General features: G+C 37.3%; 18 protein-coding genes, 2 pseudogenes and 1 riboswitch. Of the genes and pseudogenes, 14 read left to right on the forward strand and 6 right to left on the reverse strand.

The annotated features are described in order from the left end of the window. Positions 1-117: 117 nt before the first annotated feature. Positions 118-1,107 carry an MBL fold metallo-hydrolase gene (locus ACFWE9_RS19780; protein WP_230162119.1) on the forward strand — a complete coding sequence of 330 codons (990 nt, stop codon included), beginning with the start codon at positions 118-120 and terminating at the stop codon, positions 1,105-1,107. A gap of 211 nt (positions 1,108-1,318) precedes the next feature. On the opposite strand, the gene hxlB is transcribed toward ACFWE9_RS19780, so the two are convergent. Continuing rightward, positions 1,319-1,876, reverse strand: coding sequence for a 6-phospho-3-hexuloisomerase (gene hxlB, locus ACFWE9_RS19785; RefSeq protein ID WP_230162121.1), 558 nt, complete (start codon positions 1,874-1,876; stop codon positions 1,319-1,321). A gap of 505 nt (positions 1,877-2,381) precedes the next feature. On the opposite strand from hxlB, the gene zwf reads away from it, so the two are divergent. The 3 genes from zwf to ACFWE9_RS19800 all read left to right on the forward strand — a co-directional run bounded on the left by zwf (position 2,382) and on the right by ACFWE9_RS19800 (position 5,046). After that, on the forward strand, positions 2,382-3,836 hold the full coding sequence (gene zwf / locus ACFWE9_RS19790; RefSeq protein WP_377358355.1) for a glucose-6-phosphate dehydrogenase: 1,455 nt from the start codon (positions 2,382-2,384) through the stop codon (positions 3,834-3,836). A 116-nt stretch (positions 3,837-3,952) separates the two neighbouring features. Continuing rightward, positions 3,953-4,849 carry a phosphogluconate dehydrogenase (NAD(+)-dependent, decarboxylating) gene (gnd, locus tag ACFWE9_RS19795; RefSeq protein WP_230162126.1) on the forward strand — a complete coding sequence of 299 codons (897 nt, stop codon included), beginning with the start codon at positions 3,953-3,955 and terminating at the stop codon, positions 4,847-4,849. An 11-nt stretch (positions 4,850-4,860) separates the two neighbouring features. Continuing rightward, a complete protein-coding gene (locus ACFWE9_RS19800; protein ID WP_230162128.1) occupies positions 4,861-5,046 on the forward strand; it encodes a hypothetical protein in 186 nt (61 codons plus the stop codon). Positions 5,047-5,183: 137 nt separating this feature from the next. On the opposite strand, the gene ACFWE9_RS19805 is transcribed toward ACFWE9_RS19800, so the two are convergent. The 3 genes from ACFWE9_RS19805 to accD all read right to left on the reverse strand — a co-directional run bounded on the left by ACFWE9_RS19805 (position 5,184) and on the right by accD (position 7,900). Then, positions 5,184-5,582, reverse strand: a complete 399-nt coding sequence (locus tag ACFWE9_RS19805; RefSeq protein ID WP_230162130.1) for a DoxX family protein — start codon at positions 5,580-5,582, stop codon at positions 5,184-5,186. A 542-nt stretch (positions 5,583-6,124) separates the two neighbouring features. After that, the gene (locus tag ACFWE9_RS19810) at positions 6,125-7,075 is read right to left on the reverse strand and encodes an acetyl-CoA carboxylase carboxyltransferase subunit alpha (RefSeq protein WP_377358358.1); all 951 of its coding nucleotides are present in this window, start codon (positions 7,073-7,075) and stop codon (positions 6,125-6,127) included. Between the two features lie 3 nt (positions 7,076-7,078). Next, positions 7,079-7,900 carry an acetyl-CoA carboxylase, carboxyltransferase subunit beta gene (gene accD, locus ACFWE9_RS19815; protein ID WP_377358360.1) on the reverse strand — a complete coding sequence of 274 codons (822 nt, stop codon included), beginning with the start codon at positions 7,898-7,900 and terminating at the stop codon, positions 7,079-7,081. 470 nt (positions 7,901-8,370) lie between these two features. Here accD and ACFWE9_RS19820 point away from each other — a divergent pair, with 470 nt between their 5' ends. The 7 genes and pseudogenes from ACFWE9_RS19820 (at position 8,371) to ACFWE9_RS19850 (ending at position 14,815) form a co-directional block, all read left to right on the forward strand. After that, positions 8,371-8,631: an SDR family oxidoreductase gene (locus ACFWE9_RS19820; RefSeq protein WP_377358362.1), complete on the forward strand. Its 261-nt coding sequence runs from the start codon at positions 8,371-8,373 to the stop codon at positions 8,629-8,631. 81 nt (positions 8,632-8,712) lie between these two features. After that, the gene (locus tag ACFWE9_RS19825; protein ID WP_230162136.1) at positions 8,713-9,969 is read left to right on the forward strand and encodes an MFS transporter; all 1,257 of its coding nucleotides are present in this window, start codon (positions 8,713-8,715) and stop codon (positions 9,967-9,969) included. A gap of 272 nt (positions 9,970-10,241) precedes the next feature. Further along, positions 10,242-10,599 (forward strand): annotated as a pseudogene (locus tag ACFWE9_RS19830) (glycine betaine ABC transporter substrate-binding protein); the annotation flags it as partial. A 186-nt stretch (positions 10,600-10,785) separates the two neighbouring features. Then, complete coding sequence (locus tag ACFWE9_RS19835) at positions 10,786-11,247, forward strand: GNAT family N-acetyltransferase (protein ID WP_230162138.1); 462 nt, start codon at positions 10,786-10,788, stop codon at positions 11,245-11,247. Between the two features lie 79 nt (positions 11,248-11,326). Continuing rightward, on the forward strand, positions 11,327-11,950 hold the full coding sequence (locus ACFWE9_RS19840; protein WP_230162178.1) for a fumarylacetoacetate hydrolase family protein: 624 nt from the start codon (positions 11,327-11,329) through the stop codon (positions 11,948-11,950). 316 nt (positions 11,951-12,266) lie between these two features. Then, a complete protein-coding gene (locus ACFWE9_RS19845; protein WP_377358364.1) occupies positions 12,267-12,851 on the forward strand; it encodes an NAD(P)H-dependent oxidoreductase in 585 nt (194 codons plus the stop codon). A 779-nt stretch (positions 12,852-13,630) separates the two neighbouring features. Continuing rightward, positions 13,631-14,815 (forward strand): D-alanyl-D-alanine carboxypeptidase family protein, encoded by a 1,185-nt coding sequence (locus ACFWE9_RS19850; protein WP_377358366.1) that lies wholly within the window; start codon positions 13,631-13,633, stop codon positions 14,813-14,815. 391 nt (positions 14,816-15,206) lie between these two features. Here the strand turns inward: ACFWE9_RS19850 and dapA are convergent, their stop codons facing one another. After that, the gene (gene dapA / locus ACFWE9_RS19855) at positions 15,207-16,103 is read right to left on the reverse strand and encodes a 4-hydroxy-tetrahydrodipicolinate synthase (RefSeq protein ID WP_230162143.1); all 897 of its coding nucleotides are present in this window, start codon (positions 16,101-16,103) and stop codon (positions 15,207-15,209) included. Between the two features lie 136 nt (positions 16,104-16,239). Then, positions 16,240-16,418: riboswitch (Lysine riboswitch) on the reverse strand. A gap of 98 nt (positions 16,419-16,516) precedes the next feature. Between dapA and ACFWE9_RS19860 the strand changes: the two genes are divergently transcribed. Both ACFWE9_RS19860 and ACFWE9_RS19865 read left to right on the forward strand, forming a co-directional pair. Beyond that, on the forward strand, positions 16,517-16,732 hold the full coding sequence (locus tag ACFWE9_RS19860; RefSeq protein WP_377358368.1) for a hypothetical protein: 216 nt from the start codon (positions 16,517-16,519) through the stop codon (positions 16,730-16,732). A gap of 5 nt (positions 16,733-16,737) precedes the next feature. Then, positions 16,738-17,228, forward strand: a pseudogene (locus tag ACFWE9_RS19865) (IS6 family transposase); the annotation flags it as partial. Between the two features lie 122 nt (positions 17,229-17,350). Here ACFWE9_RS19865 and ACFWE9_RS19870 read toward each other — a convergent pair. Continuing rightward, positions 17,351-18,544 carry an MFS transporter gene (locus ACFWE9_RS19870; protein ID WP_230162147.1) on the reverse strand — a complete coding sequence of 398 codons (1,194 nt, stop codon included), beginning with the start codon at positions 18,542-18,544 and terminating at the stop codon, positions 17,351-17,353. Between the two features lie 680 nt (positions 18,545-19,224). On the opposite strand from ACFWE9_RS19870, the gene ACFWE9_RS19875 reads away from it, so the two are divergent. Further along, complete coding sequence (locus ACFWE9_RS19875) at positions 19,225-19,578, forward strand: hypothetical protein (RefSeq protein WP_230162149.1); 354 nt, start codon at positions 19,225-19,227, stop codon at positions 19,576-19,578. Positions 19,579-19,707: the final 129 nt, after the last annotated feature.

Here is a 19,707-nt window from a genome sequence, read left to right on the forward strand (position 1 = left end):
TTATAAATATTGTAATATTTAGTTTGTGAACGAATTTCTGAAACAAGGTTTTATATTAAAAACACGTGGTTTGATTTTCCTTGAGTAAAGTCAAATAATCGTACAGGAGGTTTTTTTATGAAGAAAAGAATAAGGAATACTTCTATTGGTTTTTTGTTGCTAGTTTCAATAATTCTATCATTATCATTATTTCTTCCTTCTTTTGGCCAAACAGCTGTGCATCAATCGGATTTTAAAGTAACTCTATTAGGAACAGGTTCTCCTATTTTAAGTACAACTCGCTCAGGTCCTGCTACCCTTGTAGAAGTTGGTAATGAAAAACTACTCTTTGATGCTGGACGTGGAACCGCTTTACAATTATATAAGGTGAATATGTTACCAGGCAGTGTGGACAAGTTATTCCTTACTCATCTGCATTCTGATCATACGATCGGCATACCAGACGTATGGCTTACAGGTTCTTTACCAACAGGAGGGAAAAGGGAGCAACCATTTAACATATGGGGACCAAAGGGAACCGAGAAAATGATGTTACATATGAATAAAGCGTTTAAAGCCGATTTGGATGCAAGGAATGACTCTGGGAATGGAAACATTGAAGGATCAAGTATTGTAGCAAATGATATCAAAGAAGGTATTGTCTATAAAAAAAAGGGAATCGAGGTAATAGCTTTCAAGGTTGACCATAAATCAATAGAACCTGCTTTCGGTTATCGGGTTAATTACAAAGGACATTCCGTAGTTATCTCAGGTGACACCCGTTATAATGAAAATCTCATTCAATTTGCTAAAGGTGCTGACGTAGTTATCCATGAGGTTGCAGCCGCAAGCCCTGATAACGAATCAGAATCAATAGCCAATATACTTGATCTTCACACTACTCCTGAGGAAGCAGGTAAAGTCTTTAGCCAAGTACAACCAAAACTTGCTGTGTACTCACATATTGTATTATTGGGAGGACTGTCAGAAGAAAAGGCAAACTTGCTCGAAAGAACAAAAGAAACATACAAAGGAAACGTTGTAGTAGGTGAGGATTTGTTATCAATTGAAATAGGAGACAAGGTACAAGTACTACAACCGGTAAACGGGTCGAACTCAGGGAAATAATACAGCTTCAGCGAGCAAGTGCTTTAAACTAATTAAGACGATAAGCGTTTCGAAAACTAGACCGCAGTTAGTAAAATCCCCTCTAAACAAATGAGGGTGATTTAATAATATTTGGAGAGGACTCATAATTGTTTTTCTATAAAAAGACCGCAAAAAATTCAGAAGAATTTTTGCGGTCTTTTAACATCTTGCTTTTTTGTTTATCATTAAACTACTCGAGATTAGCGTGTCGTCCATACATATTATTCGTATCCAATCCCTTTTTATCCATGAACCTCAAAATGACAGCATCGTAAAAAAGTAAGAGAGTTTGTTCAAATAGAGAGCCCATTGGCTGGATTGTTTTATAATCGCCTTCTGACTGATCTTTTGGTGTGCCAGGCAATATTATTGTGATATCCGCTAATTTTCCGATGGTGGATTCCGGGAAAATTGTTACTGAAGCAATTGCCCCACCGATGCTTTTTGCTTTCTCAGCCATGGAAACCAAACTTTTTGTTTCTCCTGAACCTGAACTGATAATCAAAATGTCACCTTTTTCGAAGGAAGGGGTGACCGTTTCCCCTATTACATATGCATCAATCCCCAAATGCATCATTCGCTTCGCAAAGGAATTACCCATAAGGCCAGATCTTCCTGCACCTGCAACAAAAACTTTCTTTGATTCAAGAATCCCATTAACCAATTTTTCAGCTTCTTCGTCAGCAATTATGTCTACTGAACGATTTAGCTCTTTTATGATTTCAGCTAAATATTGAGTGGTCTGCATGATGGGTATTAGCCTTGTTTAACCAATTTTTGTACTTGGGCAGCAGTACCTTTAATCATCTTGTCCGGTGATACCGCCACCAACGATGACTAGGTCAGGTACCAGTGTGAACACAGACCAAGGTTAGCGAGTTTTTGTACAGTCGCTGACCTTGGCTTTTTCACGTGCATCCGGCATTGTACATGTGCTTTATTTGACATGATATCTTGATAAAGTTTGTAGACTAATTTGGCATAACTAATAGTGAGCTGAAGGAATACTAATACATGCATGAAAAAACTCATGAGAACGACAAATAACTGTCAATAAGAGTTTGTGGGTTGTTTAACAATCGCCAATAAATTGAATATTGTCAAAAAAAGCCATGGTTCATTTAATGATGTCATCACCTGCAATCAGTGAGGGATAAACGATTCCTATATTTAAAAGCAGGATAATGCATTTGCGACCGAAGCGAATAAGACATTACCTTATATAAAAATGTTGAAGAGTGGAGGAATGAAAAGTGGATTCTATGACCTTTGTCTTATTTGGAGCAACGGGAGATTTAGCTAAGCGAAAAATCTATCCTGCCTTGTTTAATATGTATCTTAATCAAAAATTGCCGAATCCTTTTTCAGTTATTGGTGTAGGGAGAGGCGAGTTGTCTGATGTTGAATTTCAAACACGTGTAAAAGAATCCTTAATGACTTTTTCAAGGCATTTGATAAACGACCTATCAAAAAAAGAAGAGTTCATCCAGGCATTCCGTTATATCCAATTGGATGTAACAAATGCTAATGGGTATGAAGGGTTACTTAACCTCATCCGACAAAATGAAAAAGACCAGAATATTGAAGAGAATCGAATGTTCTATCTTTCTGTTGCCCCGGAATTCTTTGATGTAATTGCTTTGAACATTAAGAAAAGTGGATTAGGCTCAACAAAAGGATGGAAGCGTTTGATTATCGAAAAACCGTTTGGGCATGATCTAAAATCTGCCCAAGATTTAAACGCAAAACTGAATGAAGCTTTTGAGGAAGATGAAATTTTTCGGATTGATCACTATCTGGGAAAACCGATGGTTCAAAACCTTGAAGCCTTGGAATTTGCCAACCCTGTGTTGCAATCACTATGGAACAATCGCTTTATAGCCAATGTGCAAATTACCGCTAGTGAAACGGTTGGTGTGGAAGAGAGAGCGGGGTATTACGACAAAGCTGGGGCGATTCGTGATATGGTTCAAAATCATATGCTGCAGCTGTTGATGATGACGGCCATGCATCTGCCAAAAAAGATTAGTGCAAAGGATATTCGAAATGAGAAGCGAAAGGTTATGGAATCTTTGCGACCATTACAGATACCCACTATAGGAGTCCACGTCGTTCGTGGTCAATATGAATCTGGGGAAATAAATGGTAAACCAGTAGTCGGATATATAGAGGAACCTGGCGTTGATGGTTCTTCCAAAAATGATACATTTGTGGCGGCTCGGCTATGGATTGATAATTCCTTTTGGGATGGGGTACCATTTTATTTCCGTACAGGTAAACGTATGACAGAAAAGTCGACGCGGATTGTGATTGAATACAAAAATCCATTAACCATGTTGTATAGTAACGAGAACCAACATGCAGAACCCAATCTTTTAATTATCAAAGTAAGTCCGAATGAAGGGATTTCGATGCAATTAAATAGCAAAAACTCAATAAATGGAAAATTAGAACCTATAATGATTGACTTTTCAGCAAGTGAAAAAGGAGTACCTGAAGCGTATGAACTGCTTATATTTGATGCTTTGCGAGGAGATTCTACGTTCTTTGCCCACTGGGATGAAGTTGAATTATCTTGGAAATGGGTCCAGCCTATATTAGAAGCCTTCAAGGAAAACAGCCTTCCCCTTCACTTATACAAATCAGGTTCGATGGGACCGGAAGTTGCTCATCAATTATTGGAAGTTGATGGATATAAATGGTGGTGAAGGTAAGGTAATGTTTGATAGAAAACTGAGTAGGATGGGATCGGTGTCCTAAAAAGTAGGAAGACCAACCTCAAAATAAATAGGCAGAAATAAAAAACTTAAAGGAGGCAATTCAAATGAAAGTAGGATTAATTGGTTTAGGAAAAATGGGATTGAACTTGGGGAAGAATTTAATCGATAATCATCATCATGTAGTGGCGTTCGATTTAAATACAAGTGCGATTGAAGAAATAAAAAGTTATGGAGTGGAAGGGGCATCCAGTTTACAAGAGCTTGTCCAATCCTTGGAAAAACCACGAGTTCTTTGGATTATGGTTCCGCATTCTGTAGTTGATTCAGTTATTAGTGAGGTTGCCCCTATGTTAAGCGAAGGGGATATCGTTATAGAAGCAGGTAATTCCCACTATAAGGAATCCATCCGTCGTTACAGCGAGCTAAGGAAATTTGGGGTGCGTTTTATGGACTCAGGCACATCCGGGGGGATGGAAGGTGCTCGGAATGGAGCTTGTTATATGGTAGGTGGAGATCCAGAAGCATGGGACATTGTCGAGCCGATTTTTAGGGATACAGCCGTAGAAAATGGGTATTTATATGCTGGAAAGGCAGGTAGTGGCCACTTCTTGAAAATGGTCCATAATGGAATTGAATACGCAATGATGGCGGCGATAGGGGAAGGGTTTGAAGTCCTAGAAAAAAGCGACCTGGATTTTGACTATGAAAAGGTAGCGAGAGTATGGAATAATGGTTCGGTTATTCGCTCATGGCTCATGGATTTAACTGAACATGCATTTTCTAAAGATGCAAAGCTAGATGAAATTAAAGGCATTATGCATTCTTCCGGTGAAGGAAAATGGACAGTAGAAACTGCTCTCGATCTACAAGCCGCTACCCCTGTTATCGCCATGTCTTTATTGATGCGTTATCGTTCATTAGATAACGACACATTTACAGGTAAAGTCGTAGCTGCTTTGCGAAATGAATTCGGCGGACATGCTGTGGAGAAAAACAACTAGGACAATTTTGTGTGAATTCAAAAACGAAAGCCCTTGATAAAATAAATATAGAAATGGGAAGAGGAAAAGAAATCCTGTATGTATTGGGCAGACAAAAACAATTTGCCTATTTGGACGATGTAAAAATAAACGAACTGGGAAGGACTCCTTATCTTAAGGAAAAGGTGTGCAAAAGAATTACATTCGGATTCGTATGAATACTTTATACGCAAAGCTTATTTACTGTCAAAACAAATACGAGCCATAATTTTTAGCCAAAGAAAAAACACCGTTAATGGTGCTTTTTCTTTCATATTCAATTCTTACTTAAATGAGTAGGAAATGGCCAATTCATTTATAATGTTAAGCTATTCTCACTACTCGATGAAGCGGATTTTATTATTTTGTGATGAAAAATATAAGAGACAGCTATCAAAATATATCCGATAATGAAAAGCAACCATCCACTGGCGGGATCGCCCACTGATATGCTTGAATACAAAGCGCCCGTCAAATCAAAGACAAAACCGGCATAAGCCCATTCCTTAATTCTTGGAAAGCCAGGAACAAGTATCGCCACAATACCTAATAGCTTTGCAATTCCAAGGAAGGGCAGGAGGTAGGTGGGATAACCTAAATGAGTAAATAAATCAACTGCATCGGGAACAGACATTATATCCGGAATAGAACCCAGACCCATTAATACCACCAATAGTCCCGTGAAAATCCAGTATATAATTTTTATTTTTTTCATTGACTCATTTCCTCCCTTAGTTTGATATTTAAAGCATATTCCACGTTCGTTTTTTTAATACACTCTTTACATTATTATTGATCTTCAGCTATCCGGCACGATTCTTCAATAAGCAGAATCGCTTTTTCCTATCAGTTAAAGGGACGACATTTTTGTTTTGAAGAATGATCCGCCTCTTTAGAGAAAAGAGCCCTCTTGTATGATGCATGAGTGTCAAAGCACATTGACACAAGTTCGGGCTTTAACATGTACAAGCATAGGGACAAGTTCCTTGAAGAAGTATTAATAACATAATAAAACTTTAAATGGTGCTTTATATTCTATTAATGGACTATATGATGGGAGGATTTTCAAGTTAAGAACATCAGATATGAATAGAAGGGTAAATGATCATCATTTAGTTCCTTCCTTTATGAACTTGTGGCTTTAAGAGTATAATCGGTTACAGTTCAGAGATTCCCATATTTAAGAAGCAATATGAGACTTCAGATTGAAGAAAAGGAGACAATCCTAAAAAGTTGAAGAAACTAGTATGATCATCATTACCCTAGTATTTCGTCCATATACTCACCAATTTTGCGGAACTTATCGTAACGTTGCTGGCGTATAATGCCTTTATCTAAATGACCAAGTTCTTGCAATGCTTTTCGTAACGTTTGTTTTATATATTGCGATTGAAGAAGAAGGTCATTATGTGCTCCTCCAACAGGCTCTTTTATGACTTCATCAATCACTCCTAGTTTCATCAAGTCCTTAGCCGTAATTTTCAATGCTTCAGCTGCGCGTTTTGCTTGTGTGGCATCCTTCCATAATAATGCTGCTGCTCCTTCAGGCGATATAACTGAATAAAATGTGTTTTCTAGCATGAAGATTCGATTGCCAATACCTAAAGCCAACGCACCACCACTCCCACCTTCGCCAATTACAATACAGATGATGGGCACTTCAAAGCTAGCCATTTCACGAAGATTGCTGGCAATAGCTACAGATTGTCCACGTTCTTCGGCTTCACGACCTGGGAAGGCTCCAGGCGTGTTAATGAATGTTACGATAGGTCGATTGAACTTATTTGCTTGCTGCATAATTCTTAAAGCTTTTCTGTAGCCTTCAGGTTGAGACATGCCAAAACGGCGATAGATATTGTCTTTTGTATTTTTACCTTTTTGATTTCCTAATACGGTTATAGGCATTCCATCGAAGATAGCTATCCCTGAAACTAATGCAGGGTCATCCCCATATAGTCTGTCACCATGAAGTTCAATAAAGTCTTCAAAAATATGATGGATATAGTCTAAAGTAGTAGGACGTTGTTGAATTCTACATAGTTTAATTTTATCCCATACTTCCATATTCTCATTAAGATGATTTCTGATTTCATTGGCTTTTTGCTCAAGATTATTTAATACTTCGGTTAGATCAAGATGATGATTTGTAGACATTTCTTTCAGTTCAGCAATATGGTTTTCTAGTTTTATTAATTCTTGCAAATTCATCGTTCAAAGACACTCCCTAAAATTGAGATGGTGAATTTTTAAAATGATTGATAACGCTTCTTTTAATTCACTCCTCTTTACAACCATATCCAGTTGTCCGTGTTCTAATAAAAATTCAGAGGTTTGAAAATTTTCCGGGAGTTCTTCTCTTATGGTCTGTTCAATGATACGTTTACCTGCAAAGCCAATTAAGGCTTGTGGTTCGGCAATATTTATATCACCTAATGAAGCGAAACTAGCAGAAACGCCCCCCATTGTAGGGTTGGTTAAAACGGATACGAAAAGAATTTTTTCATGGTTTAATTGTTCTAAAGCGGCACTCGTTTTTGCCATCTGCATTAGACTAAGAATCCCTTCTTGCATCCGAGCTCCACCGCTTGCTGAAAATAGTATTAATGGTTTTCGGGTTTTTAATGATTCCTCGATGGATCTTGTGATTTTTTCACCCACCGCTGAGCCCATGCTTCCCATACGGAAGCGAGAATCCATGACACCAATTACGACCGGATAGCCACCTATGAAAGCTTCCCCAGTAATAACCCCATCATTTAATGAAGTGTTTTTCTTATCAGAAATTAATTTATCTTTATATTCAGGGAAGTTTAACGGGTCAACGGAAGTTAAACATTTATCGAATTCCGAAAAAGACCCACTATCTGTAATCATTAAGATGCGGTCATAAGCTGTAACGGGGTAGTGATATTGGCACTTCGGACAAACATTCCATTCTTTTTTCATCAGAAACTCATCATATGTTTCCCCACACGATTTACAAGTAAAAGAGTTCAAGTCTTTTTTTTCTCGCTTTAATGGATATATATTCATCAATCCTCCTGTAACAATTCCCGCTCTTAAATTAAGAGCGGGATATTTTAATGAAATTGTCGGTGCTTCATGTTGATTTAATTTTTCCTGTATTCATACATTTACTGGGAGGATAATAAAGAGATGATTGAACCAGATACACAGGATGATATGGACGGGGATTACATAGGCTTGTATTAATAACAGCTTTAAAGATCTCTTTCTATTTCTAAAAAGAGGATAAAGGTATCATATGCAAATCCTCATGTAATTGAATGGGTTACTAAATGGATTACGATTAAATGGACATATGTACCTTGATGTAATATGGTGAAATTTCGTATTATTGAATATTGAATGATACGAATGGTTATATAAGACTTTGTGAATGTAACAAACCCCTAGTTATGTAAAAGGTCATGCGATTCGCTAAAAGAAGGGCATATTATTATATTTCTTCAGTATTAGTACACTTAATAGGGCCTACGGACTTGGTTTATTGTGGTACGATATTTGCTGTACGTGCGATTACGGAAGGTCTCCGCAAAGAAGCGTTTGGCAATAATGTTCGTACAACGATTATTTCACCGGCGGCCGATATGTCTGAATTACCAGAAACAATGACAGATTTACGACTAAAGTCAGCAAGTTTAGCCTCCCTTTCGTTTCCGCTGACGCCTAAAGAATTGCGGAAGAGCCCAACGTACTGCACTCTGTGCTTGAATCAAAGCAATTACGGGTATCACCTTTAGGGATCGGTGTGTACTCACGCTGATTGTTTATTGTTGGTGAACGGGGAGGATGTAGGTTTATACGGGAGGCGATACATAAAAATGAATAAACAAGAAAGCGGTTATAGATGGGTAGTATTTGGCACCGTCTTATTTGCTTACTTTTTAATTGTAAGCCAAAGAACAGCTCCTGGTCTTATTACAGATCAATTGATGAAGGATTTTCATGTTTCAGCTTCTACCATAGGTCTTATGAGCGGCATTCAATTTTTAGCCTATGCAGGATTGCAAATACCGGTTGGTCTATTATCTGACCGATATGGCCCCAATCGATTTCTTATAATCGGCACACTCCTTAATGGGGTTGGAAGCCTTATCTACAGTCTTTCTCCCAATGAATACTTGTTGATTTTCTCCCGATTATTAGTGGGAATTGGAGATGCCACCATTTTTGTCAACTTGGTTTTAATATTAAGCCAATGGTTTAAGGCACAGGAATTTGTAAGATTGTTAGGCCTGGTTGCCATGGTTGCCAGCCTGGGTTCGTTATCAGCTACCGTACCTTTTTCCATTTGGATTTCAGTCGCTGGTTGGAGGACCCCATTCCTTAGCATAGGAATAATTTTAGTGGTTTCATCCTATCTTCTTTATACTGTGCTTGTATCGAAACCAAAAAAACTATTTAAAGATGATCCCAAAGCAAAGGATATTTTAATAAAAGAACGGGAAGGTGTTTGGACGATTCTACGCCGAATATTTTCTACCCGCCAAGCCTGGGCCACTTTCTTTTGCCACTTTGGTGTAGTAGGCACATATATAGGATTCATCGGTTCGTGGGGAGTTCCTTATGGAATTCATGTATTTGAAATGTCTCGTTCAGGGGCAAGCCAGCTTATTATGTTTGGTCTTTTTGGTGCCATCATTGGAGGTCCCTTAATTAGCTGGATTACAAGCCGGCTGGGTTCTATCAAAAAAGTCTACACCATAATCCATCTCATTGTCTTGTGTAGTTGGAGTGGTTTGTTCTTCTCAGGCGTGCACCCTCCATTTATTATGGTAGTGGTTTTACTTTTTATCGTAGGGTTTGGAAATGGAGCAAGTTCTTTGACTTTCGCAGTGGTACGGGAATCCTTTCCTATTGAACAAGTGGGTGTTGTATCGGGGTTTGCCAATATGGGTGGATTCTTAAGTGCCGTTTTATTGCCAAGTGTTTTCGGAAAAGTACTGGATCTATTCCCGCAACATTCTATTGTGGGCTATCATTATGGATTTCTCATTCCTGTCCTATTTTCTTTGATGGGATTGTTAGGTGTCATTTTAATCAAGGAGAAAAAAGGATATAAATTACTTAGCCAGTAAATTTTTTGAAATAAAAATAACATGTCTAAATAATAACAAACTCTTAGACATGGCTTAAGTTCGGACTGACTTCAGCCGAGCCATGGTCTTATTCGTGGTGGCACCAGCTCTGTTGGCCTAGCTCCTGGAAGCTTGCTAAGAGTATCGGAGTAAAGGAAATATCGACCGCATGGATGTTCCCTTTGGTGCATTTTTCACTCAGATTGACCGCAGGGAACATGTTAAAGACAAATTGCCAACCGATTTAATTCATCTCATTAATAACTATGAAAATTTCAGACTTAAAAGCAGTAGAAGGCACAATTAAGGCTGGCTTTCCGCCAGAATTTCCTGAGCGTGAAGAGGGTTACCTAGGTATACAAAAAAATTATCGTATACAATTCTCGAGAGTAAAAATCAGGAGAGATAAATATAGTTGATGCGCATTCAACTGATAGTGAGATATATAATCTTACAGTATTGGAGGATGACAAACATTTCCCTCCTTATCAAGGTGCACCATTGTTAAAGAGAGAAGAATACCCAGAGTTAAAAGGGATCTTGAATAAATTATCTGGTGAAATTACCGATGCCAAAATGAGAAAAATGAATGACGAAGTAGCCGTAGAAATGAAAGAGGCAGGTTGCTAAAGTGTTTTTGGGAAAAAATCATTTGTAGAACTAGAATGTAATAACCGAATGATACCCATTCGAATTTTTCCAAAACCGGGGACTTATTGTAAAACAAAGGAAATAATTGATGAATTATTTGAGGGTTTTGTGCCATTGATTTGATATAATGACAACAGGTAATAGAAAGAATTAGGAGGACTTGAAATGGATAAATGGATAAATAACGAATTTTCTATTTCTACTAATAAGAAGTATTTAGATTTACATGTAATACATAACTTTTTGAGTAAAGAAGCCTACTGGTCAAAGGGTATATCCAAGGAAACAGTAATAAAGTCAATTGAAAATACTCCCTTATGTTTTGGAGTATTCAAAGGTGAATTAGATAATGAAGATAGTGAACAGATTGGATTTGCAAGAGTGATAACAGATTTAGCTACTTTTGCGTATCTTAGTGATGTGTTCATATTACCAAACTATCGTAAGAAAGGATTATCAAAATGGTTGATGGAAACCATTACTAATCACCCTGAACTGCAAGGGGTTCGTAGGTTTATGTTAGCAACGAATGATGCACATTCATTATATAACAAATACGATTTTGAACAGATTGATAATCCAAAACGATTTATGCAAAAAGTCCTCAAATCTCCTTATCAACAATAATGCTAATATACTAGCAGGTGTGTAGTTCCAAAAAGAAATCTGAAAATATAATCTATAAAAGAAAAGAGTGAGTTTAATGATGAAAGACATTAAAAATATCTATTGTGTAGGCCGAAACTATGCTTTGCATGCAAAAGAATTAAATAATGAAGTACCAACTTCCCCTTTTTTATTTTCAAAACCAACTCATTCGCTTGTTGAAGCAAATGGTCAGGCAATTACGTTGCCAAGTAATCAGGGCTCCATTCACTATGAAACCGAACTTGTCATACATATCTCAAAGCCTTACGAAACAGGAATGAAAGTGGATGAAATAGTAGATGCCATGGCCATTGGGTTGGATTTAACACTTAGAGATGTTCAAGCACAGTTAAAACAAAAGCAGCATCCTTGGCTTTTGGCGAAAGGATTTAAAAATTCAGCTGTTGTTAGTGAATTTATTCCGTTTCAGGGTGTCGAAGCATGTAAACAAGTAGATTTTTCTCTGTTAAAAAATGGAGAGCGTGTACAAGTGGGAAATATTAAAGACTTACTTTTCGATTTACAAACAATTATAGAATTTACAGCAGAGCATTTTGGGCTTGGGGAAGGAGATATTATCTTTACCGGTACTCCTAGTGGCGTCGGTCCTCTTTCAGATCAGGACAAGCTTTCACTGAACTGGGGTGGAAATGAAATGGGAACCTGTTCAGTCACACTGTAATCATGAAGAAGAGCAGTCATTATTGACTGTTTTTTTTTTATAAATCCCACCAGATGTCATTGCAACTTTATGGCAGGAGAGAGTAGCTGATGAAGAGGTAATATCAGTACTGGGAGGCCATTTACATTCCACGAACTCCATTTCATTTGTAGGGATTGATAATACTAACCAATTAATGCATATCTTTCTCGATGGTACTATTTTTGTGACTATGTTATAAGAAAATGACTACTTTTTAAAAAATGTCTAACACTATAATATTAGGTAAAGCTTAATAATCTAATGAAAATTATAGAATGATTGGAGGATGTTTGAAATGAAGCACTTAGTTGTTTATGCACATCCATACCCTGATAGCTTAAATCACTCTATTTTGGAAACAGCAGTTCATGCATTAAAGAAGGACAGTCACGATGTTGTTGTCCGTGATTTATATGCACTTGATTTTCAACCTGTTCTGAAACCAGAAGACACAGCAGCTATGAAAGCGGGAAAAACTCCAGATGACATTAAAACGGAACAAGAATTTATTACTGAAGCAGATGTTATAACATTTATTTACCCTATTTGGTGGACAGGTCTTCCAGCAATTCTTAAAGGGTATGTAGACCGAGTATTTGCATTTGGGTTTGCTTATTCTGCTGGAGAAGAAGGTATAATTAAGTTATTAAAGGGTAAAAAGGGCCTCATTATCAATACACATGGAACGCCTAACGAGGTTTACGATAAGGTGGGTATGACAGCAGGCTTGAAAGTTACCTCCGACATTGGGATATTTGATTTCACTGGAATCGAACCTGTGGAACATTTACTATTCGGAAGTATTGGTTACCTTGATGAAGACGCATATAAAGGTATGTTAAAGAAAGTTGAAGATACAATTAATTCGAATTTCTCATAATCATAAACAAATGTTGAAAAAGTCTGCTCATAACTAGAGTCTTGAAAGGTTTTGAATCAACCACAGGTGCTTTATTAAAAAAGTTTGCAGAGGCAGTGTTATTTCTTTGTAACTAAAGGGACGCAATACCCCCTCTTCAGAATGAGAAGAGGGGGCTTCTCTTTTTTGAAAAATTGATTCATTAACCTTATGATCTCTTGTTTTAAATAAAGGTTAATCTTATTACCTTGATATTAGATTGGAGGGTTCGTTTAATCCAACTTGGATAATTCATGAAATAATTCCTGTCGTGGCGAGTGGGTATGTATCCATTTTTAAATTCTTTATAAAGATGATGTTTTTGCTGTTAGCAACCTTATAAAAAGTGTTTCAAAAAATGCCAGGGAGCAGTATTGTTGCACCCTGGCATTCTTTTTCAGTAAGTAATGTCATGATTAAGCACCTAATGAGTAACTAGAGCCCTTCAGTTTGAAGGGTTTTTTCATGAAAAGATATGGTCAATATGCTTGCACACCCCCTCGTCAGCAAGATGAAAAATAAAAAATACAAATTTGTTGATAATGGAGAATTCTTTTTTTAAAAACAAAGGCTCCCACTTAAAGGGTAACAGCCCTAATAAAGTTATTTCAGGAAATTAAATGGAGGTTATTACCCAAGAATTTTCCATGATTATTAAAGGGTAATTACTGTTTTATTACAATTTCAAAAAAACATCTCTAAACATTCAATTTACTTTATTATGACTATATAGGATTTTACTTTCATTCAAGGAGAGTTATATGAAAAAGTTTTTCTTTATCTTCATTTTGGCTTTAATCCCCTTTGCATCAACAACTGTAAGTGCCGAATCCGACTTACCTCTCATTAGTGACGCCGGGATCATTATTGATGCGAAAAGTGGGAAGGTATTATACGAAAAAAACCCAAATAAAAAAATGTATCCAGCCAGTCTAACGAAAGTTGCCACAGCTATATATGCTATAGAACACGGGGATAAGAACGAAATGGTGACTATTAGTAAAAAAGCGGCTGAGGCAGAAGGCTCTTCGTTATTCATTGTACCTGGGGAGGAGATAGAGCTTTCCAAATTAATTGCCGGTACGCTAATCAACTCAGGAAATGATGGAGCTATAGCAATAGCCGAGCATATGTCTGGTAGTGAGAAAAAGTTCATGGAGGACTTGAATGAGTTTTTAAGAAAAGAAGTAAACGTCACCGATACTCATTTTACGAACCCTCATGGATTGTTTGACAAGAACCATGTAACCACAGCACATGACCTTGCAAAAATTACCCAATATGCAATGAAAAATGAAACCTTCCGTGAATATTTGGGGAATAAGGATTTACCATGGGAAGTGAAAACATGGGACACAACTTTAGTTACCCATCATCAAATGTTAAAAGGCGAAATTCCCTATGAGGGAATCACAGGTGGGAAAACCGGTTTCGTTAGTAAGTCGGGATATACCCTGATTTCTACTGCTACTAGAGGAGAACAGGACTTGATTGCCGTTACCCTTAAAGCTCCTTCAGACAAGGAAGCCTACTCTGATACTGAGCTGCTATTCAGCAATGGCTTTGCAAACTTTAAATCCGCCAAAATAGATAAAAATAACATATTTTATTCAGCTGACCACTCTAAATCCTACAAGCTGAATGAAGACTTATACTATACATATTTAACTAGTGATGAACCTAGTCTTAAAACCGGTAATGATGGTATTCTCTCAATCATGAACCAAGAAGGGACGGCCATAGAATCTTTTGACCTTAAAAAAGTGGCTGATGTTAGGAAAACAGAAGTGCCTGCTTCGATTAAAAAAGAAGCAATCAATGAAGAAACTAATAAATTTTCTGTCTTATCTCTAGAATGGGTCCCCTGTGTCATTCTTACCATTCTGATAACGTTTTTTCTAAAGAAAAGCAGAAAAAAAAGAAGTAGGATTAGAACTCGTTACTAAAGAAACTCAACGACTGGCATTCAGAGGCGTTGCTGCTATTTTTCCTGAAATAGCCACTAAAGTGTGGAGTACACCTATTATTAATGAACTAACAGATGCGTTCGTATTAAAAGGTCGACCAGTAAAGATTGATCTGACCCCATAAAGTTAGATAGGTTATTTCGTTTGGCAAATCGCGGTGAATTAAAGGTCAGGATCTATAATTAATGCTGGTTCAGTTGACTCAATAATATCGTTAAGCTTATAACCACGAGCTATTTCTACTAGTTTAAGCCCTAAGTCGAGCAAACAATCAAAAAGCAGTGCACTTCTTTCGAAGTTGCACTGCTTTTTATAAACTTATCCCGTTTATTATGGTCTTTAATTAGAAAGTCGGTATTTAAGTCTCGCTTTAATATTTTAATAACACAGATTCTACGTTACTAGGTTGTAGAGCTATTTGTAGAGCTGTTTTTTCTTCGTTGTTTAAAGGGAGCAATGGTAAGCGGACACCGCCAACATTTAGCCCTCGCATATTTAATGCTGATTTTACCGGTGATGGGCTTGGTGCAGCAAATAATGCTTTCATAATTGGAAGAAGATTACGATGTATGGAAGCAGCACCACGGACATCACCATTTTTGAAGCTATTAATCATTTCTTGCATTTCATTACCAATTATGTGTGAAGAAACCGAAACAATGCCTGTTCCACCGATGGCTAAAACCGGTATTGTTAATCCATCATCGCCGCTGTACAAAGTAAAATCACTAGTTGTTTCGCTAATGATTTGTGCCATGGCATCTAAGTCACCACTTGCTTCTTTTAATGCCACAATATTGTTGATTTTTGAGAGACGAACAATCGTCTCTACTGACATGTTTACAACACTTCGTCCTGGGATATTATAAAGCATTACAGGTAATGATGTTGATTGGGCAATAGCATTAAAGTGCTGAAATAATCCTTCTTGAGACGGCTTGTTATAGTATGGGGTAACGAGCATAACTCCGTCGACTCCTGCTGCCTCTGCTTGCCTTGTTAAGCTGATAGAAGCTTTCGTGTTATTTGAGCCAGTTCCAGCTATGACTGGAACTCTTCCATCAACAACTTCTACAACAACTTTGAATAAATCTACTTTCTCTTCTGCTGTTAATGTAGGAGACTCTCCGGTTGTACCAGCTATAACTAATCCATCAGAACCATTAGCAATTAAATAATTTACTAACGTTCTCGTAGCATAAAAATCAACCTCATTATTATGATTAAACGGGGTAACCATTGCGGTTAATACTTGGCCAAAATTCATAACTTCACACCCTTTTGTATAATTTTTTTGAAAAACTCAGAGGTGGTTAGGGCCATTCAGGAGTAAACGCAAAAAAGCAACAACGAGGATTCGCTGCTGCAGTAGAAACAATATTTATCAAAAAAATCGTTTCGGTGCGTAAGATAGCCCTCCATATAGTTTCCTATATGACAGTCCTGTATTTATTCAATAGCAGAACCAGCTTCAAGAATATGAGATTCTTTCCGCTTCGGCAAATTCCCCTTTCCACACTAGTCATAGGATCTCATTCTCCTCAAAATGTGTACTAATGGTCTTTGCTCCTCTATCCTCACTTCAAAAAGTATGAAGTAAGAAAATATTTAATTGACTGTAATATAGCAGATAATCCATTCTGTTGCAAGGCTAATTTAGAAATATTTTATTAAGAATACATGGATAATCGATGGAAATGGCTGCGGTATTGGGCTGGATTCATCTTTTTCCGTGACGTTTGGGAAGCAAGAAAACGAATCGCTTCAATTGTAAGTAGAACTCCATTGATTCAATCTACTATACTATCAGAAAAAATTGAGCAAAGCGAGACACTCGCTAATAGTTTATTAGGTGGAATTGGTCTTGATAATCAATACAGGTTTAAAATGGTCTAACAATATTAGATAAAAGAGTACGTCGTCATCTTAAGCCAACAAATGACTCTTGAATAGTTGATGAAACGTATATCAAAGTAAAAGGTCAATGGATTTATTTATATCGTGCAGTCGATTCAGAAGGGAATGCGATTGATTTTTATCTAAGGGAATCAAGAGATAAACAAGCAGCTAAGCGCTTTTCAAGAAAGCCTTGGCTACTTCTCATGTTTGTAAACCTTGTGTCATAACAGTGGATAAAAATCCAGCCTATCCTGTAGCGATTCAAGAGTTAAAAGAAGAGAATCGCATGCTTGAAGGCATGCAAATAAGGCAAGTTAAATATCACAATAATATGGTAGAACAGGATCATCGTTTTATAAAAAAAGCGCGTTCGTTCGATGTAAGGATAGAAATCATTTCGTACAGCTACTTACATACTGAGTGGCATAGAAGCCATGCATGTGATTAAAAAGAAACAGGTTTATCAAGGGTGAAGCTTGCCCAAAACCAATAAGAATTTATCCATAAATTGTTTGGATTAGCTTCATAATTTTTCAATATAAAGGAAACCACACTCTATGTTTCTAACGAGTGATTTTTGCACGAGAACTGCTTTTTTATTGCTTCTTCATCCTCTTATGCTGCCTTCTTTTGTTGTTTTTGGTCTAAGCGATAACTTAGGAAAGTTAGAAGACTGGCAAAGATAGCAACCAGCCCACCGACCCATGTCACATTCAGCAAGTTTCCCTGATGGTAAACGACTCCGCCCAGTGCGGAACCAAAGGCGATACCGACATTGCTTGCTACTGGCATCAGTGAAGCAGCTAGCCCTGTAGCTTTTGGTTGATAAATACCTGCAAGATCTATCAAATAAAGCTGGGTGGATGTTGTTAAAAGGATGGCCATTAACGACATCAAGCCAATATTAATCAATCCAATGATAAAATGATTTGTCGTCCAATATAGACTGATCAGAACGATTGCCTGCACGAGGAAAACAAACCGGAGGCGTCCGATCGCATTGTAGCTGGCAATTTTACCAGCGAGTATGTTGCTGAAAATGGAAATGAATCCGTAGCCAAACAAGATCAAACTGATTGAACTGCCTGGTGCTTCCATTCCTTTCAGGATCGGAACAAGATACGTATAAACGGCATACGTCGCTCCAAATCCAAGAGATGGAATGAAAAAAGCCATTAAAATTCGCGGATGTGTCAACAAAGAAAATTGATCACGCATCGAACTGCGAATGGTACTTTGCATAGTAGGCAATACGAAGAAAGATGCCAAAAACGCAATAGCTCCGAGAAAAGTCGTTAACAGGAACGATGCATTCCAGTCGTACCATTCAGCGATGACAGTGCCTATTGGTACTCCAATCACGTTTGCAAGCGTAAAGCCACCGAAAACGAATGATATGGCGAGTCCGCGTTTAGCGATCGGCATGGTTTCACTTGCAACAACCATGGCAAGTGAAATCAAAACGCCTGTTACGATCGCCGTCATCATCCGAAGTGCAAGGAGCATGATGTAGCTCGTCGAAAACACGCACAAAGCATTCAGGACGATGAACGAACCTATCAAAAACAACATCCATCTACGCTTTGGAAAATGACTTGTTGCCGACATCACGAGCGGTGTGGCAACAGCAAACGTAAGCGCAAACGCAGAAACGAGTGTGCCTGCTTTTGCATTTGTAATATGGAGACTCGAGGAAATATCGGTTAAGATCCCGACGATAACAAATTCGCTTGTCCCGAGAACGAATGTTAATAAAGTAAGTGTTAAGATGAGCAACCAATGTCGCTTAGTTAATTCTGTGGTGTGCATAAAAACCTCTTTTCTTAGATGAATGTACATGTGTCACCGGGGTGATAAACAATCTAACTATCATACCATAAAACATTTTTACGAGGAAAATCCTTGCTTAGTTATCTTTGATTATGAACGGGTACAAATGGAATTCTTTTCATATCCGAAATTTGGAGTGCTCATGCTTTTAGAGAAGGTAATATCTGAACGACTTTAACCGTCTTAAGTAAGTTACCAACTACGAAGGATTTCCTCTCCAAACTTCTTAATTTGCAGAATCCGTCTTTGAAGATGACACTTTGGGGAATTAAAGGAATTATGAGTATCTAGAAAAAATCCTAAAGGATGTTATTTTAAAAGGGGAAATATAAAGAACGTTAATCCCTTCCTCTTTATACTTTAATTATCTCCCGAATACTTAATTATTCTCTAGCTTTTTAAATTATGGCTTGCTTCAATTAAGCAATCCATTCGTTTAATGATATATTGCTACATCCGTGAAAGTGATAATTAGATATGGATACATTCACTTTTGATAAAACAAATTCAAAAAATTCAATCTATTCGTTGATTTCTCATGAAATGTATTGTATCTTTAAAAAGGTATTCCTCATATTTCCAAATGAGTCAGACCTAGTCATTCTTTGTTCTAGAAGTAAGAGGAATCCGACTATAAACTCTTATATAGGAGGTAACAGATGCTTAAAAAAGTTACATTCTCCCTGGTTGCAGTTGTAATCGCTGGTTTGGTATTGCTTACCAATCTACCCATTACACATGCTGCGTTTTATCCAGTTCAAAAAACGGGTGGTGCAGGTCTGGATATTCGAACCACGCCAACGATTAATGGTAAAAGAGTTGAAACCAATATTCCTGATGGAAAAAAACTTTGGTTGTATTGTTATGTAAATGGTGAATCCTATAAAGGAAGTAAAATTTGGGATTTTGCCGATGATAATGGCTACGGCGGTGACCTTGATCAGGGTTACGTTCCAGATTATTTTATTAAAACGGGATCATCTAAACCAGTTGTTGGATACTGTGCTTTCTAAATACGTAGTAAATTCCATTTATATAGTTAGAGCCTTTACTTTTTAGTAAAGGTTCTTTTTTGTAGGAAGTAACTTTATTTAATGAAATAACTTTAAATTTTATCCTGAATGATGAGCTCTATAAAATAA

Source organism: Peribacillus sp. NPDC060253 (assembly GCF_042727425.1).
GTDB lineage: Bacteria > Bacillota > Bacilli > Bacillales > DSM-1321 > Peribacillus.